The 16,762-nt window shown below is 68.3% G+C and carries 11 protein-coding genes and 3 pseudogenes; 8 read left to right on the forward strand and 6 right to left on the reverse strand.

The window, feature by feature from the left end:
* Window positions 1-725 precede the first annotated feature (725 nt).
* Both ACFXA3_RS13040 and ACFXA3_RS13045 read left to right on the forward strand, forming a co-directional pair.
* A pseudogene (locus tag ACFXA3_RS13040) lies at window positions 726-878 on the forward strand (ISKra4 family transposase); the annotation flags it as partial.
* A gap of 434 nt (window positions 879-1,312) precedes the next feature.
* Window positions 1,313-1,597: pseudogene (locus ACFXA3_RS13045) on the forward strand (amino acid transporter); the annotation flags it as partial.
* 465 nt (window positions 1,598-2,062) lie between these two features.
* On the opposite strand, the gene ACFXA3_RS13050 reads toward ACFXA3_RS13045, so the two are convergent.
* Window positions 2,063-2,785 (reverse strand): DJ-1/PfpI family protein, encoded by a 723-nt coding sequence (locus ACFXA3_RS13050; RefSeq protein WP_385185982.1) that lies wholly within the window; start codon window positions 2,783-2,785, stop codon window positions 2,063-2,065.
* Between the two features lie 167 nt (window positions 2,786-2,952).
* Here ACFXA3_RS13050 and ACFXA3_RS13055 point away from each other — a divergent pair, with 167 nt between their 5' ends.
* The 4 genes from ACFXA3_RS13055 to ACFXA3_RS13070 all read left to right on the forward strand — a co-directional run bounded on the left by ACFXA3_RS13055 (window position 2,953) and on the right by ACFXA3_RS13070 (window position 7,441).
* Window positions 2,953-3,984 carry a GlxA family transcriptional regulator gene (locus tag ACFXA3_RS13055; protein ID WP_385185985.1) on the forward strand — a complete coding sequence of 344 codons (1,032 nt, stop codon included), beginning with the start codon at window positions 2,953-2,955 and terminating at the stop codon, window positions 3,982-3,984.
* A 703-nt stretch (window positions 3,985-4,687) separates the two neighbouring features.
* Window positions 4,688-5,122, forward strand: a complete 435-nt coding sequence (locus tag ACFXA3_RS13060; RefSeq protein ID WP_385185988.1) for a hypothetical protein — start codon at window positions 4,688-4,690, stop codon at window positions 5,120-5,122.
* An 8-nt stretch (window positions 5,123-5,130) separates the two neighbouring features.
* A complete protein-coding gene (locus ACFXA3_RS13065; protein WP_385185991.1) occupies window positions 5,131-6,060 on the forward strand; it encodes a hypothetical protein in 930 nt (309 codons plus the stop codon).
* Between the two features lie 28 nt (window positions 6,061-6,088).
* The gene (locus tag ACFXA3_RS13070) at window positions 6,089-7,441 is read left to right on the forward strand and encodes a hypothetical protein (RefSeq protein ID WP_385185994.1); all 1,353 of its coding nucleotides are present in this window, start codon (window positions 6,089-6,091) and stop codon (window positions 7,439-7,441) included.
* Between the two features lie 371 nt (window positions 7,442-7,812).
* Here ACFXA3_RS13070 and ACFXA3_RS13075 read toward each other — a convergent pair.
* Window positions 7,813-8,692: pseudogene (locus ACFXA3_RS13075) on the reverse strand (helicase associated domain-containing protein); the annotation flags it as partial.
* A gap of 552 nt (window positions 8,693-9,244) precedes the next feature.
* Between ACFXA3_RS13075 and ACFXA3_RS13080 the strand changes: the two are divergent.
* Window positions 9,245-9,643, forward strand: coding sequence for a peptidoglycan-binding protein (locus tag ACFXA3_RS13080; RefSeq protein WP_385185997.1), 399 nt, complete (start codon window positions 9,245-9,247; stop codon window positions 9,641-9,643).
* A gap of 213 nt (window positions 9,644-9,856) precedes the next feature.
* Here ACFXA3_RS13080 and ACFXA3_RS13085 read toward each other — a convergent pair whose 3' ends face one another.
* The 4 genes from ACFXA3_RS13085 to ACFXA3_RS13100 form a co-directional block, all read right to left on the reverse strand.
* Window positions 9,857-10,372, reverse strand: a complete 516-nt coding sequence (locus ACFXA3_RS13085) for a peptidoglycan-binding protein (RefSeq protein WP_385185999.1) — start codon at window positions 10,370-10,372, stop codon at window positions 9,857-9,859.
* A 541-nt stretch (window positions 10,373-10,913) separates the two neighbouring features.
* Entirely contained in the window at window positions 10,914-12,089 is a 1,176-nt protein-coding gene (locus tag ACFXA3_RS13090) for an ATP-binding protein (protein WP_385186002.1), read from the reverse strand.
* 301 nt (window positions 12,090-12,390) lie between these two features.
* A complete protein-coding gene (locus ACFXA3_RS13095) occupies window positions 12,391-15,048 on the reverse strand; it encodes a Helicase associated domain protein (RefSeq protein WP_385186005.1) in 2,658 nt (885 codons plus the stop codon).
* The gene (locus ACFXA3_RS13100; RefSeq protein WP_385186008.1) at window positions 15,045-15,311 is read right to left on the reverse strand and encodes a hypothetical protein; all 267 of its coding nucleotides are present in this window, start codon (window positions 15,309-15,311) and stop codon (window positions 15,045-15,047) included. Before ACFXA3_RS13100 ends, ACFXA3_RS13095 begins: the two co-directional genes overlap by 4 nt.
* Before the next feature lie 558 nt (window positions 15,312-15,869).
* Here ACFXA3_RS13100 and ACFXA3_RS13105 point away from each other — a divergent pair.
* Complete coding sequence (locus ACFXA3_RS13105) at window positions 15,870-16,493, forward strand: hypothetical protein (protein WP_385186011.1); 624 nt, start codon at window positions 15,870-15,872, stop codon at window positions 16,491-16,493.
* Window positions 16,494-16,762: the final 269 nt, after the last annotated feature.

Below are 16,762 nucleotides of genomic sequence, written 5' to 3' on the forward strand. Positions count from 1 at the left end.
ACCGTGTCCCCCAGGGACAAGAACTCCGCCCGCGTGATGCTCGTCCGGGCTGGTCTCGTACCCGGCTAGTGCTGATCTTGTAAGACCTGCACCCCCGCCGGGGGTCAGGCGAAGTGAGCTAGGAATCCCCCTCGTTTGCGAGGGGGAGGAGTCAAGGATTCCAGGGGTCGACGTGCGGGGCGTCGATGCCCTGCCCCTGCTGTCGGATGGTGCGTGCAAGAGCTGGAGTCCGCAGCGGCCGGCCCGGGCGCGTTCGCTTGGGTGAACTTTCGCGTGTGTTCGCAACAGGCCTGTGTCGCTGGCGTGCACGGGCGGGTCGGTAGCCCTGGGGGGAGTCGGCGGGTGACGCCTGGTCGTCGCCTGCGGTCCGGGCAGGCGCGCAGCACGGGGGTATCCGTGGGGGGAACCATGGGGGGAAGTAAGGGGGGAGACATGCGGGGAGACAAAGAGGTGAGCGGTTTCTGGGGGCTCCCTGCATTGTGCCTGGTCAGACGCGGTAATACAGCTGGTGACTTGCCGGACTTGTAGGTGGAGGGAGGGGGAGAGGAGCGGGTGAGGGAGGGAGCGGGTTGCAGGCGGCGTGAGGGCTGGGGGGGGGGGGAAGAGATGAGGAGAGGTGGGGAGGGGAACGAAACGGAGGAGAGGGAAGATCGAACGGAGAGGATTGGAAACGGGGGAGGGGGTGGGTGGAGGGAAGGGATGAGGGAGCGGAGGGGAGAGTGCTGGCTCTGGTCAACGGCTGGCCGATTGCTACCGGCGCGCTCGAGCGCGCCTGCCGCCACCTGATTGCCGACCGCCTCGGCATCAGCGGCGTCCGCTGGGTTCCATCCGGAGCCGAAGCTGTCCTCCGGCTCCATGCCGTGTGCGCCAACGGCGACCTCCCTATACGAACCTACAAGCACCCGCAGGTCAGGAAGTCTCCAACCCGTACGCGCGGGAATCGCCGGATGCGTCGGCAGTCCGAGTCGCGGGTCGTCTTGTCCAGCCGTACGCACGGGAATCGACGTGAGACCGAGAGGCTGATGGCCGTGAGACGTCGGTCGGTCCCGTACACATGGGAATCGACGGGACACGAGCAGCGACTACCGGTACCACAACAAGTACGTCCCGTACGCGCGGGAATCGACGGAGCAGGCCGTGGCGGATCGGGTCGACGCTGGTCTCTGTCCCGTGCGCGCGAGAATCGGTGAATGGAGCGCCTGGGATCTACGGTCGAAGGTCTGGTCCGTTGTGGGAATCGACGGGATTGGGACACAGCCGTGGAATCCGGCGCCGGTCTGGCCCGTGCCCGGAATCGACGGCTCACGCATGGCTCGGCATCCTGCTCTTCGCCGCCGTCCCCGCCTCGGCCGCCGCCTCCCTGCAGACCACCTTCATTCCGGTGGCCCGTACGATCCTCGCCATGTGGACCTACGAGGCGCTGCCGGCCTCGTACGCCAAGGTCCACGAGCGCTTCAAGACCCCGGGCCGCGCCACGGTCGTGGCTGGCATCGCCACCGGCGCCTTCTACACCGTGATGAGCCTGGTCAGCGAGAACGTCCTGACCGACACGATCTTCACGCTCGCTCTGATGATCTGCTTCTACTACTTGAAGACGGACCCTAGAGCCAAGCCAGGACGATCCCGAGCCCGGCGATCCGAGCGCGCTGGTCTCCAATCATGGGTGCCGCGTTTCTGCGCCGCGTCCTGCTCGTTCGACTGTTTCTGCTGCTTCGACGCCGGGCGGGTCGCGCCGTTCCCGCGGGGTAGCCGTGCGCGCGCTGGGAGGCGGGGCCGGACTGGCGTCCTGACTGACCTGGCAACTGTTCCCGACACAACGCATGTCACACAAGATCTGAAAATCTTTTTGAATGCTCCGCCCTGAATATCTCCACGGCCCTCTGACCTGCATCATTGCGGGGCGTCGGTAGCGAACTTGACCCCTGCCTCGTGCAGGAGTGACTGACCGCCACCCCGGGGCACCTGCGTCGGCCCCAGTGCGGGTGCAGGGGCCGTAGCCAACCGGTGGGCGGGCCCGCCACGCCCGATCGGAAGCCCGGCCCCGCCCGCCCAGCCACCGAGCTCAGTTGCTCAGGTGCGCCAGCAGGGCTGGGTGGTCGGTGAGAGCGGTCTGGAGCAGTTGGCGGGCGAAGGGCGCGTACCGACCGCTGTCGGCGGGTGTCCAGTCGATCGGCCCGAAGGGCGGCTCGGGGTCGTACTCGATGAACAGCTGGACTATCCGTGCGACCTCCTCACCGGCGAGGCGGCCGACAAGATGCAGAGCCATGTCGATACCGGCCGAGACGCCGGCCGCGGTGATGAAGAGCCCGTCTTCAACCCAGCGCCGGGGGACCGGCATTGCTCCAAAGCGGGTGAGCAGGTCTCGGTACATCCAGTGCGTGGTGGCCTGGCGGCCTTCCAGGAGCCCTGCCGCTGCAAGCAACAGCGATCCGGTGCACACCGAGCCGACGAGCTCGGAGCGCGACGCCGTCTCGCGCAGGTTTTGCAGGAGATTCTCGTCGGCCATTGCGGCAAGGGTAGGGACGAGGCCGCCAGGCACGATCACCGCGTATGGATCCGGCATTTCCTCGAAGGTGTGGCTGGGCACCAGGGACAGCGGGGTGTCGCTTCCCATCGGCTCGATCCGCTCGCCGACCACAACGGTGCGGTAGCCGGGGACCAGGTCGGACAACGCGGCGAAGACCTGCAGCGGGCCGACGATGTCCAGCGGGGTGAGGCCCGGGTACAGCACGAAAGCGATGGTCTTCACCGGTGCCTCGGACGGTGCGGGCGGGGTTTCGGGCATGACAAGTCTCCTGAAATTGATCGGTGGTGGTCGTGGGCCGGCGGTGAACCGCCTGGCGACTCCGACGACTCTCACCCACAGCTGCCGCCGAACGGGGAAGTCTGCGGAACCGATGTCCGAAATCCTGGGATGCCTGTCCTGGAGTCGGGCCAGGTAGTGTCGAACGCATGACGACAGCTGTCCGCCACCGCGTGGTGGTCGTGGCCTACGACGATGTGGAGCTGGTGGAGGTCGCCTGCGTGACCAGCGCCTTCGACGGTGCGAACCGCCTCCATGCGAGTCCGCCCTACGAGGTCCGCCTGGTCACCCCGCAGGGCCGCCCGGTGCGCTGCTCCTCAGGATTGGTCCTGGGCGCGCAGGCCGCCCTGGAACGTACCCGCGGTCCGGTCGACACACTGCTGGTCGTCGGCGGGCCGGGCCACGCCGCGGCGGCGCAGAACACTCGGCTGGTCGAGCACGTGCGTCGCCTGGCCGGAGTCAGCCATCGGGTCGCCTCGGTGTGCACGGGTGCGAGTGTGCTGGCGGCCACCGGGCTGCTCGACGGCAGGCGCGTCACGACCCACTGGGCGTACGCGCGCAACCTTGCGCAGCGTCACCCGGCCGTTCACGTCGACGCCGCGCCGCTGTACCTTCGCGACGAGCACGTCTGCACCTCGGCTGGCGTCACCGGGGCGCTGGACCTCACTCTCGCGTTTATCGAGGAGGACCACGGCCCGACCCTCGCCCGGATGCTGGCCCGGATGATGGTGACCTACCTCCAAAGACCGGGCAATCAGGCCCAGATCAGCATGTTCGTCGGCGCACCGGCTCCCCAGGACGGGACCGTGCAACGGACCGTCGAACACATCACTGGACACCTTGACGGCGACCTCAGCGCCACCGCGCTCGCCACGTACGCGGGAGTCAGCGGACGTCATCTGGCCCGGCTGTTCCTCGACCACCTCGGGCAGACCCCAGCCCAGTTCGTACGCACCGCCAGAGCCGAGGCGGCCTCGCAGCTCCTCGTCTCCACGGCCCTGCCACTGGCCTCAGTTGCGAGGCGCTGCGGGTTCAGCTCCGCCGAGACGATGAGGCAGTTGTTCCTGCAACACTACGGAACCACACCCAGCCAGCACCGCATAGTCCACAGCACTTCCCCGGACGCACCCACAGCGGGCCGCCGTGATCAATCGCAGCCGCTGGAGATCAACATGATGTGAGGCACCAGAGTGCGATGCCGAGGGTCGTGTGCCCACCCGGCGGGCGCGGGTGGCGGCACCCACACCGGCTCGGCGGGCGATTGCGCTGGAGGGCACGTCGGTGCCGTCGAGGGCGTACACGTCGCGAGCGGCCTGGCGGAGCCGAGCGCGGTCGCTCCGGGCGTCGGCTCGCTGCCCCGGGGTGGGGGTGCCGGCGGGGGAGGTGGATGGGTTCCGAGACGGTCGGTCGGGCATGTCTCTCCCACTAGCGGCACGAAGGCATCAGAGGATGACGGAAGCTGCTGGTAGGTCCGCCACAGCCCTTGGTTTGCCGCCTTGCCGAGAGCTCCTGAGTAACTGGGTGCGGGACGGGGCCCTCAGGCCACGGGCGCTGTGCGCGCTGCAGGCGGCGAACCGGCGGGTGATGAGGGGCAGGTGGTGGCCTTGGTCGGGTGCCGGGCGGCTGCTTGTGTGATCAGTGGCCTGGTGTCGGGGTTACGGGCAATTCGGGTGAACCATGATCACGAGACTGGTCACGATCTGTAGCGAACTGTTACGTTGAGTATGCATCCGGTTTGGGTGCGACTCCCGTTCGTCGTGTCACCCCGGAAGGGGCGTGTTCGGCATGCGCAAAATCCCCCGTACTATCCGTGTCCCCATCGCCGTATCCATCGCGACTCTCGCCCTGGCCTGCGGCCTCTCGCCCGCGGCAGCCGCACTGTCGTTGTCCGACTCACCTGTCTCCACGCACCGGTTCACCGTCCTCGCGGCGCCGGTTGACGACGAGGAGCCGTGCCCCGGCGGCGAGGCCAAGCCCTGCTCGGCCTCGCCCGAGGAGCGCGGGGCCGTGGACAAGGACCGTGATGCCGCGAAGCAGGACACCGACGCAGCCAAGCAGGACATCGGGGCCGCGAAGGAGGCGGCCCAGAAGTGCACGGCGGAGTCCAAGTCGTGCATGACGGAGCTGATCGGCGGCGGCACGACGCAGGAGACCGACATGGCGCAGGCCCGAGGCGAGCTCGGCACGATGAAGCCCGAGCCGTCCGGGAACGCCGCGTCCGCCCTGTCGGGCACGTGTGCTTCCTTCACCGCCGACCTGCCGGCCGGACTCTCCCAATCATCCGAAATGACTTCTCTGTGCGGGGAGATGAACCGGTGAAGGCGAAGATGACCGCTCACGTCCCGGGCCGGCGTACGGCCCTGGCCGCCACCGCGGCCCTCCTCGCGCTGACCTGCACCACCGGCTCCTCCTACGCCACCGCTCCGCCCGAGGTCCCGACCCCGGTGGCCTATGAGGGGAAGACCGCGCTCGCCTCGACGCAGAAGGTCACCGAGTATTGCGCCTCGCACCCCGGCGGCTGCCGCTTCGAGATCAACCGCGCCGCGTCCGGCGAGTACTACAGCGCCGTCAAGTCCCTGGGCAACGCGGTCGTGAACTGCACCAGGGACGCCATCACGGTCGCCCGGGAGATCACCCTGCGCACGTCGAGCAGCGACAACCTGGGCGGTGAGATCACCGGCAAGATCGCCATCGAGGGCACGATCAACACCTCCGGCGAGGTCACCGCCGGCGTCAACGCCAAGGGCAGCGGCGAGTTCTCCACCCCGGACAAGTCGAAGGGCCCCACAGCCACCGTCGGCGCCGAGGCCGGAGCCTCAGGCAGCGGAAAGATCGCCGGCTCCCTCGGCGTCAAGGGCGCTTTCGAGGGCGCCTTCAAACTCGCCTACCAGCGCAGCTGGACCACTGAACAGATCGAGAAGACCACCTACAACACCACCGTCCGCCCCGGCGACGCACTCGTCTTCGGCGCCAGCTCCGCCATGCAGCGCATCGCCGGAGAGATCACCACGGGCAGCGGCCTCGGCATTCGCAAGGTGGTCGTGGACGGACCCTCCACCGTCAACACCAGCACCTTCGTCGCGGACACCTTCACCGTGCCCGGCAACACCTGCGACCGCCTGCGCCCGGAGGGCAAGACCGGAACCGAAGACACCACCACCCCCACCCCCGCCCCGCCCCGAGGCCTGACACCCGCGAACCTGCCCGAGGGCTCCCGGTTCAAGGACCGCGACGTGCTCACCCCCGACGCGCCCTGACCCCCCGCCGAACGCTGTGGAGAACGCCATGAAAACCCGCCCGCGCCCAGCCGGCGCCGCCCGCACCCTGACCCGTACCGCGCCGGTCATCGGCCTGAGCCTGTGCCTCGGACTGCTTGCCGTCACGGCCGCCGCCCAGGCCTCCGTAGCCGTCCCGCCCGCCCGGGCAGCCGCCCCCGTAACGGTCACCGTCCTCAACGGCGACTTCGCCCAACCCGCCTTCACCAGCGTCAACACCAGCGCCAACCCCCACGCATGGTCGGTCGGCTCCACCTCGGGGACCGGCACGACCGGCGGGGTCTGGCGCTGGAACGCCGCCACCGCCGGTCATCCCGCCGGCCTGACCGCGGCCATGCTCCGCCTCCCCGGCGAAGCCGCCAACGGGCTCAAGCAGCGACTGCGCGAAGTACGCACCGGGGCGAAGGTCACCGTCACCTACGACGAGAGCCCCAGCGTCTCCAGCTCGTGCACCGCCGCCGCACTCGAAAAGGGCCAGACCTACACCGTCCAGGGTGAGGGCGGAGCCCTGACCGACCAGACGACCCTGCCCACCACCGAAAAGTCCGGCACCTACTGGAAGCCGGCCTGGCGCACAGGAGTCACCCTCACCTTCACCGCCGCGGCCAACGAACCACTGCTCACCTTCACCTCCACCGTCCCCGCCGCCCAGAACGCCTCCGGCAACTGCGGACCACTGATCACCAACGTCCGCGCCACCCAGGAACCGCCGCCGGTCGACAAGACCATCCCGGCCGGCGCCCTGCCCGCCTCAGAAGCCTTCTACGGCAACGATCGGCGCACCGCAGCGGACGCCGTCTCCTATTGCAACGGCGCCGCGAACCGCTGCACGTTCACCACCGAGGACGACTACTCGTTCAGCTACTACGCCCCTGCGCGAGTCGCCGCGGAAACCTACTTCAACTGCACCCGCAACACCCTCAACCGCACCCGCCCGGTCTCCACCGCCAACCGCTCCTACGGTGACCTGCCCGCAGCCGCCGGCCTGCCCGGCAGCGGCACCGGAACCCCGACCAACATGGCCCAGCAGTACACCCAGGGCACGGGCCTCAACCCCGCCTGGAACACCACGCAAGAGCGCTCCGTCACCGAGATCGTCCAGCCGGCCGAAGCCTCCTGGATCGAAACCCAGGCCTCCCGCCAGCGCACCGAAGGATGGTTCCACGCCACCACCAAGGCCACCGACCCCAACTACGACTGGCGCCTCCACACCGTCATCGACCACCCCTCGACCAGCCTCTCCGACCGGGTCTACCAGCGCACCGGTCCCCTGACCGCCTCGGAGAAGCAGCGCTGCCAGTCCGACCGTCCCAGCGCAACCACCCCCGTCGGCGCGACCACCCCCGCCGGCGCCGAACGCTGACCAAACCCTGAAGTCCCAGCGCCGCCATTGCTCGGGAATGAAGGAACACCGGTACAGGGGCCGGAACCGGCTCCTGTTCCTGCGGGTGCCTGGCGCGTGGCGATCGTGCAGGGTCTGGAGGGCGTCCGAGGGGAACACGGAGAACAGGTCGCGGACCTGGTGGGCCGTGCAGCACCGACGCTGCAACACGCCTGCGTGTTGCATCCCTGACCTGCGCAAACGCGACCCAACAGCCGTCAAGGGACCTGTGTTGCAGTCCGTGTTGCACCACCATCCGGTGCCGGAGGGCATGGCGAAGGCCCTGGGAGTGACGACTTCCCGGGGCCTGCACTTCGCTGACCTCCCGGCTCAACGACGGGCGTGGTGGCGTGTTACGCCCAGTCCACGCCCAACCCGGCGAGGGCGGCACGCTGCTCGGCGGTGAGTTTGTGGCGTCGGGTTTTGGTGTTGGTGACCCATACGCCGAGTTTCACGGTCACCGGCTCCGTCTCGCCCTCGAGCGTGATGTGATCTCTTCGCCGTGGGTGCGGGGGACGGGCCGGTGGGTGCCTTCCCGCTCTACCCACTGGGTGAGGGCTTCCAGGCCCCGCTGGAACGCCTGCTGTGCCTTGCTTGGCCCCCTTCCGCCCCGCGGCTGGCCGCGGACGCGGTAGTGCCGTTGCCAGTCGAGTGGCCAGGGGCAGTTCCAGTCCTTGTCGATTGCGGCGAGCTGCGCGGCCCGGGTCGTGGCGGTGTCCTCGTTCTTCCCGAGTCCGTTCTTCGTGCCTTTGCGGCGGAGGTTGGCCATGTGCTGCCCGATGGGCAGCATCTCGTCGTTCTCGCCCCATACCGGGTCCTGCCGGGGTGCGAGGTGTCGGTGGTCCGCCGGTAGGAGCGGAGCGTGGCGAGTTTGGCCCCCAGGCTTCTTCGCCCGGCTCCCAGACCATGCCGGCCTCCGGTGCGTCCAGGAGGACCTTGCGCCGGTCCTCGAGCTCCCCGGCCCGCAGGGCCTTGCGCTGTTGGTGTACCCGCCGCCCGAGTGGGAAGTCCTTGGTGACGCCGACCTCCTCCACGTCATCGGGCACGGCGTGGACGCCGTTGAGCTCTTTCTCCGCCCGCTACCGCCGCGGGGCTTGGTAGCCCTCCAGCCACACCAGCGACTCCGGCCGGTAGACGCGGGTGCAGCGCCGATTCGGCTGCCGCGTCGGCGCTGTCCTCCTGGTCCTCGCCGTCACCCTCGCCACCCGACCGCTGTCTCGCAGCATCCGGGTCGTCGAGGTCAAGGCGTCTCCCCTCGGCACGGACGCCGCCGTGGTGGGCGGTGCCTCGCTCGTACTGCACTCGACGTACTCGCCCCAGCTCTCTGCCCTTCTCGCCGACTGAGCACGACTCCGCTGAGACGCCGGCCCTCCCCGATGCGCCGGCACGTGCGAACCTCGGAGGTTGGGAGCCTGCACCGGCGAAGAGGCTGTACGGGACGGGCTCGCTCAGCGGGCCGTTCGGGCGCAGACCGACTGCCGTTCGGGGCGACTGATCCGGTCGGTGAGCCTCCGGGGCATTTACCGGCTCGCTGCCGACTCCGCTGCCGAGCTCCACGAGCTCGTACGGGACGCGCAGTCAGGGACAGCTGCAGCAACGGGCTCGGGCTGAGTAAGCAGTCGGACGCCGAGGGGACGGCTCCCTGGTCGGGTCGTGAGGCCGTGCCCCCATGCACCCTGAGCCCGGCTGAATAACAACGTATAACATGATCACCAATTCGCTCCGGCACCCTTCCGGGGGAGTGGAGTCTGTAGAACAAGGGGGAACTTCATGAGGATTCGTTCCATGGTCACAACACGCATGGCACGTGCAATGGGGGCTTTGGGCCTGGCGGGGGCAACGGTACTCATGGCCGGCACCAGCGCCCACGCTGAGCACAACGCCCCTTACGTTCGCTCTGGCATGCAGGGCAAAGCGGTGTACTGCGTTCAGACCGGCGTACGCGCGGTCGGTCTCGGCACCGCAAGTGATGTCGTGGTCACGGATGGCATTTGGGGGCCCCGGACTGACAATGCCGTCAGGGAGCTGCAACGTCGCGCGGGCTTGAAGGCTGATGGCATCGTGGGCCGCGAAACGGGCGACATCATCTTCCGGGCAATTGCACGCGATCAGCCGGCAAACGCGTATGACTGCTGGGGTTACGTACCGACAAAGGGCATGTTCCTGAGCAGCTACGGCCTCTAACGCCCTTCAGAGCCCCGGCACCGGAACACGTCGCGGGGCATCCTGACCTCCCTTCGCGGAGGTTTTCCGCTTCGCTTCGCACGGTCCGGGTGGTGACAGCACATCACCACCCGGACCAACTCGCTGACCGGCGGCCACGGCTACGCTACTCGCCTGATCACCAGCGCCTTGTCCGGCGCAGACCGAGGCTGACGCCTGTCGGTCCGGCTCCGGTCAGCAGCTGCCGTTGCTGTAAGAGGAGCTGACGGTGACGTAGGGAGTGATGCCGAAGTACTGGCCCGTCTTGAGGTCGCGCGCGTAGATGACCTGGTGGGCGGTGCCGGTGTAGGACACGCTGTCGGTGCTGACGTTGACGCCGCCGTAGTGGAGTCGGCTGCTCGCGGCGCCGAACGTCTTGTTGCCGACTGCGCCGTCCGCTTGGGATGCGCCGAGGTTGTGGGCCTGCCACGTGCGGGTGGCGGCGTCCGTCTTCGGGCCGAACTTGCAGTCGATGTCGGTCGCCGACAGCAGCCCGTCCGCGTACAGCACCGACTGCCACAGTCCGGTCGCGCCACTGTTGGCGTGCTGCGACATGGAGACCACGCCTTCGTCGGACCAGTCGTCACCGACCGCGCCGAACCCGTTGACGTACCCCTGCACCGTCGAGGCCTGAGCGGCGGTCGTTGTCGTGACGACACCTCCGAACGCCAGCATCGCAGCGGCAACCGCCGTCACCTTGAACTTGACCATTTGCCCTCTTTCCTTGCCCATGTGGGTCGCTCGTCCTCTCCACGCCTGTCAGCGCCCGGCGTGGAACCCACCAAGATCAAAGCTATAGCGTGCCCCTGACAATGACCGGCATCGTTGTGCACAGTCGAGATCTGCCGCAGGTTGCGCCCTGCACACCGTGGCTCCGGCCTGGGCGCTTCGGGGGCGGGGTTCCTCGGGCGGTGGCGGATGTTCGTCAAGCCCCTGGTGGCGGTGGGCGCGACGGTTTGCTCATGCTTGATCACCGGCGCCGGTGCCCCGCGGAGCCGGACATGTCCTGGTGGCTCCGGAGGGCACTCGGGGAGCTGGTGCGCGCGGAAATGTGAAGGGGTGTGTTGGTGGCATTGGGTGAGTGTCAGCTGGGTCGAGGCTGTTGTTCCTGCCTGTGCCCTGCAGGGCTTCGGATCTTGGCTGTCATGGGGTGACCGGACTGCTGCCCCGGAGTGATCGAGTGGTGGGAGATTGGCTGTCACCAGCCCGCACGTTCACACCGGCTGAAGCTCATTCGTTGTGCCTTCCCTCGTCAGGTGTGGGTGTTGAGGATGTGGCGGGTGATGGCTGCGGCTTCGTTCGGGTGGTGGTCGAGCCAGTCGGTGAGGTGTGTGCGGATGACTGCCTGGACGTAGGCGTCTGCTTCGGGATTGCTGAGTCTGGTTCTGGTGGCGCCTTCGAAGGTGGGGTGGGCGAGTTTTACGGAGACGACCGCGGTCAGTCCTTGCCGGACGGCTTCGGCTGTGATGTCTTCGTCGTCCGGGGAGAGCAGGTGCTGTCGGCGCGCGTGGTCGTTGACGATCTCAGTGAGTGCGGTTTGGAGGCCGTGTTCGTGTGTGCCGCCCTCATGGGTGCGGGTGTGGTTCGCGAAGGAGTGGAGGTTTCCCGTGGGCCAGGTGTTCCACTGCATAGCGACCTGCACTGAGATCGTCGCATCCTGATTCTCGGACTCGAAGGCGATGGCGGGCGAATGAACGAGCCTCGGGGGGTAGGGGTTGAGGTGGGCGACGTAGGCCCGCAGGCCGTCTGTGTGGTGGTAGCGGACCGGTCGCTCCGGTCGCTCGTCAGTGAGTGAGATGGCCAGGCCCTCGTTGAGGAAGGCCAGTTCCTGGAGGCGTTCGGACAGCGTGGCGAACGAGTGGCGGGTGGTCTCGAAGATGTCGGCGTCGGGCCAGAACGCGATCGCGGTGCCGTGCTGATCCGTCTCTTCCTTCCTCGTCAGCGGGGTGACCGGGGTGCCCTTCTCGTATGCCTGGGTCCACCGGTGGCCGTCCCGGCGGACCTCGACCGTCAGGCGGCTCGACAGCGCGTTGACCACGCAAAGGCCCAGTCCGTTGAGGCCACCGGAGATCGCGTAGCCGGTGTGGGGCTTGGAGCCGAAGGACAGCTCTGTCAGTTCGCGTTCGACCCCCGACTTGCCGGTGGGTTCCTGCATCTCGACGGGCAGGCCCCGCCCGTTGTCCGAGACACGAATGCCGCCCTCTGCGGTGATCGTGACGTCGATGGTGTCGGCGTGGCCGGCAAGGTGCTCGTCGACGGCGTACGTGACGACCTCGTAGACCAGTTGATGCAGGCCGCGCTCGCTGGTCGAGCCGATGTACATGCCGGGGCGCCTGCGTATCGCCTCGCGGCCCTCGAGTACCTGGATGTGACTGGCGCTGTACTCATTCACGTTCGCGGGCTCACCGGGGTTGCCGGACTCGGTCATGAAACACCCTCCCTGGGCCGTCCTGAGCATGTGTATGAGCGGATGTCGCCGAAGCAGCCGAAGCTGCTTCCACGCCGTCGCCGTTGCGTGCCCATCCTAGGTTTTTGAGGGTAAATACGCAGGTCAGGCCCTATACGATGAGGTCCCAGGTGGTCGCGTCCACGGCTTTGCCGCAGCCGTCGCTCTGGGGGCCGCTGCTGGGAGCGGAGCAGCGCGAAGGTCCCGCCGGAGGCGCGCGGGGGGCGTTCTCGGCTGGGCCTGAGGTGCCCTTTCCCGCGGATTTCCGGCAGGGTGCGACTCGCTACTGTGCCCAGTCGATTCCGAGCTCCCGTAGTGCGTCCAGCTGTTCCTGGGTGAGTTTGCGGCGGCGGGTTTTGTTGTTGGTGATCCATACGCCGAGCTTCACGGTCACCGGCTCGGCTTCGCCGTCGACCGTGATCTCTTCTCTGTGGCTGCGCGGGACCGGCCGGTGGGTGCCTTCCCGCTCTACCCACTGTGTGAGGGCCGCCAGGCCGCGTTGGAATGCCTGTTGTGCCTTGCTCGGTCCCTTTGTCCCGCGGCTGGTTGCAGGGGCTGGAGGGGGCGCCTGATCGGGCTGTAGGCCGAGCGCGGTCAGCCGTTCCTGCTGCTCGGGGAGGAGCCGCGTCCAGGTGGCCGGCTGTTTCTGTTGTTGGAGCCACCGGCCGACGTCGTCGCCGTCGAAGACGACGCCCGGCGCGATGTGGGGCAGGACGCCGTCGGCGTCGACCAGGTCCGCCAGGATCCGGTTGTGGCGCTGCCAGTCCAGCGGCCACGGGCAGTTCCAGTCTGGGTCGATCGCGGTCAGCTGCGCCGCGCGCTCCGCCGCCCTGTCCGGGTCCTTGCCCAGGCCGTTCTTCGTGCCCTTGCGGCGGAGGTTGGCCATGTGCTGTCCGATGGGCACTATCGCGTCGTTCTCGCCCCACATGGCGTTCTGTGGGGGCGCAAGGTGTCCGGTGGTCCGCCGGTAGGAGCGGAGCGTGGCGAGTTTGGCTTCCCAGGCTTCTTCGCCGGGCTCCCAGACCATGCCGGCGTCCGGGGTGTCGAGCAGGGTCTTGCGCCGGTCCTCGAGCTCCCCGGTCCGCTGGGCTTTGCGCTGCTGGTGCACCCACCGGCCGAGGGGGAAGTTCTTGGTGACGCCGACCTCGACCTCCACGTCGTAGGGGACGGCGTGGAGGCCGGTGATCTCGTTCTCGGCCCGCCAGCGGATCAGGGCTTGGTAGCCCTCGAGCCAGACCAGGGATTCGGGTCGGTAGACGCGGGTGCGCAGGAACGCGGCGATGGTGGCGGCGTCGCGCGGGCTGGAGAAGTGGAGCAGAGCCGACTCTGCGGCGGCGTCGGTGCCGTCCTCCTGGTCCTCGCCCTCCCCGCCGGCGCCGACGATCTGCCCGTCCTCGTCGCGGCGCAGGTGGACCTTGTGCTGGCCGTGGGTGAGGGCGCGGGAGGCGAGCTGTTCGACCAGGCGTTCATCGTGACTGCGGAGGCCCTGGAGGACCGCTACAAGCGGCTTGTAGCTGGCGGAGGCGACCATGTCCTTCGGGTCCTCGCCGGGGTCCAGGAAGACGGGCACGATGATGCGGGCGATCTTGGTGGAGCCGTCTTTGTTGAGGCGGAGGGCGCGGCCGATGTTCTGGACGATTTCGACTTGGGAGCCGCGGGTGTCGGCGAAGCAGATGGCTTCGACGCCGCGTTCGCCGGTGATGTCGACGCCTTCGCCGAGGACGCGTACGGATGCGAGGAACGCCCGGTGTACGCGCCGGTTGGTGGCGTTGATGCCGTTGGCGAACTGCCGCAGGACCTCGCGGCGCTCGGTGACGAGGTGGTCGCCGCACAGCCATGCGGACCAGACACGGTCGGGCGGGACGTGGCGTCTGTTCTCCAGCTCGTAGAACTCGGCGTCGATCGATGACCTCGGCAGCTTGGCCGCGGCTGCCAGGTCGGCGTCTGAGGCGTCGGTGGCGTACAGCTCGGCCGCCGTCTCGGGCAGCTTCTCCGCGAACGCGGCCGCCTCCTCCACCTTCTGGTGGAAGGTCATGACCGTGCGCAGGTTGTACGCCGCAGCGTGCTCCAGGAGGGCGGCCTGCAGCAGCGCCAGCCGCCGGCCCCGCTGTGCCTCCTCGGACTCCCCGAGTACGGGGGAGGGGTCGCGGATCTCCAGGACGTCGATCTCGAACCCGGCGAGGATGCCCCGCTCGATCGCCTCGCTCAGCCCGAGTTCGGCGAGCCAGGCGCCGTAGGTTCCGTCCGGGTCGTCGGCCATGCTTGCGATCTCCGCCTCCTGGCCGCCGGTGCCCTTCTGCGGGCGGGCGGCGGCGAGGATGCGTGGGGTGGCGGTGAGGTAGAGCCGGAAGTCGGCCGGGATCCGGGCGTTGTCGTGGATCGCGGCCCAGGGCCGCCCGAGGTCGCCGGCGGTGCCGTGGGCCTCGTCGACGATGGCGAGGTCGAAGCCCGCCATCTGCTGCCCGTACAGCCGCTCCCCGCCCGCCAGGGCGGCCTCCAGCGGCCCGCGGACCTTCCCCTCTGTCGCGTCGATGTCCTCGCGGTCCACCAGGGAGGCGTACGTGGCGAACACGACGACCGGCCCGGAGGCGGCCCACAGCGCGAGCTGGATCGGGTTGGTGGTGGTGCGCACCCTCAGCTCGTTTAGGACCGGGTCGTTCTCCAGCGAGCAGACAGCGATCATCGGGGCGCGGTGGCCGACCTTGCGCCACGCTTGGGCGGTCTGCGCGAGCAGGTCCAGGGTCGGGACGGTGACGAGGATCCGCCCGCCGGGGAAGCTGTCCAGCGCGCACGCGGCGGCCGTGATCGTTTTCCCCGACCCGGTCGCGGACACGATCGTGGCCCGGGCGCCTTGCGGGGGCACGGACGACGTTGCAGAAAATCCCACCCACTTTCGGAAACTCAATTTCTGATCCACCTGGTGTTCTCGGAGCGGGATCAAAGCAGTTCTCCTGGTTCGGGTAGGACCTGTTCGACGGAGGTGGTGTGGCTCGTCCGGTAGGTGCTCTCGGGTCGCCCGTAGGTGTTCCAGGCTCGGTGGGATGCCCCGCTGAGCGAGCCGGCCATCAGATGGACGACGAAGTCGGCACCGCCTGGCGCGTGCTCGCCGAGAGGCCGGCCGGTGATGCGGTAGACCCGATGCCTGCGCAGCTCGATGGGCGCCTGACCATCGGGCTGTCCGGAGGTACGCTCGGTCCTCTTCAAGGCGCTGTAGCCGCTGTTCCTCATAGCGGACCGCGCGTGGGTCCTCAGCGGGCTCGTGGACGGGCATCTGCAGCTCGGCCATGACGTGGGCGATGCGTCGCCACTGGTTGTGCTATGAGCAGCTCGCTCAGGTTCGTCGGTTCTTGTGGCCCCGTGCTTGTGTGGGTCTCGCGTTCCCACGCGAGACGTACGAGCTCCGTGACCTGGTTCGGATCGAGGACCGTCGCTTTTCTCAGGACTCCGAGGCGAGCTAATTCGTGGGGAAGGTACTCGTAGACAGGCATCCGGCGCCCCGCTCTCCAAACATTGAAGACATGCGGCCTATTTTCACCAACAGTACATGCAGCATCAATTTGATGCACTCACCTGTTCGGTGCTGGCGCAGTCCGGGGAGCGTGGCACGGCCGGGCCCCGGTCGGCCGTGTGCTGGGGAAGTTCGCGTGCGCTGGGCCGGGGGCTCGGGGCGCGACGTTCTGTTCGGAGGCCCCCCGCCATCGGTGGCCACTCGGTTTCTGTGGCGTGGGAGGGTTGTCGGAGTGGTCTGGCAGGGTGCGTGTTGTGGATGAGTTGATAGGTGTTCAGAGGCCGGTTCGCAGGATTGTGGATGCGGATGAGGCGATTGCGGTTTTGGAGTGTGCTGTGCCGGGGCTGGCGGGTGTGCGCCGGCGGGAGCCGGCCGTGTTCGATTGGGTGGCGGCTGAGGGGGTGCTTGGTTCTGCTCTGCCGGCTGATTTCAAGCGTCTTTGTGAGTGGTACCCGTCGTTCGTGCTGGATGACTTCATGGGGCCGGGTCTCCCTTATCCCGGGGAGGTGACTGGCTGGGCTCGGGGGACGCGTGAGGAGCGTGAGGGGTGGGCTTCTGACGGCTTCGGCGGCTTGTGCCCGCCGGAGGTGGTCGCGGGGAGCCTGTTGTCCTGGGGAGAGTCGCAGGAAGGCGACCAGTTCTTGTGGTCTTCCGTGCCGGAGGGCCCCGAGCATTGGCTGGTTACTGTCTGTTCGCATAATGGGCCGTGGTGGCATTACGAGGGCGGCATGGTCCAGTTTTTGGCCGAGCTCTGTGACGGCACACTGGAACGCTGGGCGCTCCCTACTGTCCGGCCCGAGGTCACTGGTTGGTTCGACGAGCGTGGCGCCCTGATCTGGATTGGTGAGCAGGGCGCCCTCATCGAGACGGAAGAGTGAAAGGCCCGCCCCGCCTTGCTGCGGGCTGGTCCTGGAGGCGGAGCCGGAAGGGCCCGGGGTGGGGGAGCGGAGCGGACCCACCCCAACGGACCGTAGGCCCGGACCCCGTGAAACGGGGTCACCCAGGCCTGCGAAGCAGGCCGTTCGGGGTGAAGCGAAGCGGAACCCCGAACCAAGTCCGGAGCGAAGCGCAGGACCCCCGCCCCCTAGGGCCGGGCCTGGGGCCGTGGGGGTGAAACAAAAAACGACCCCACCAGACCCAGTGAGAG

This window comes from Streptomyces sp. NPDC059456, from assembly GCF_042750055.1.
Classification (GTDB): Bacteria; Actinomycetota; Actinomycetes; order Streptomycetales; family Streptomycetaceae; genus Streptomyces.

Coding starts and splice junctions, on each gene's coding strand:
- ACFXA3_RS13085 (WP_385185999.1), bottom strand. CDS start 10,372: ATGGTCAAGTTCAAGGTGACGGCGGTTGCCGCTGCGATGCTGGCGTTC.
- ACFXA3_RS13070 (WP_385185994.1), top strand. CDS start 6,089: ATGAAAACCCGCCCGCGCCCAGCCGGCGCCGCCCGCACCCTGACCCGT.
- ACFXA3_RS13055 (WP_385185985.1), top strand. CDS start 2,953: ATGACGACAGCTGTCCGCCACCGCGTGGTGGTCGTGGCCTACGACGAT.
- ACFXA3_RS13080 (WP_385185997.1), top strand. CDS start 9,245: ATGGTCACAACACGCATGGCACGTGCAATGGGGGCTTTGGGCCTGGCG.
- ACFXA3_RS13065 (WP_385185991.1), top strand. CDS start 5,131: ATGACCGCTCACGTCCCGGGCCGGCGTACGGCCCTGGCCGCCACCGCG.
- ACFXA3_RS13050 (WP_385185982.1), bottom strand. CDS start 2,785: ATGCCCGAAACCCCGCCCGCACCGTCCGAGGCACCGGTGAAGACCATC.
- ACFXA3_RS13090 (WP_385186002.1), bottom strand. CDS start 12,089: ATGACCGAGTCCGGCAACCCCGGTGAGCCCGCGAACGTGAATGAGTAC.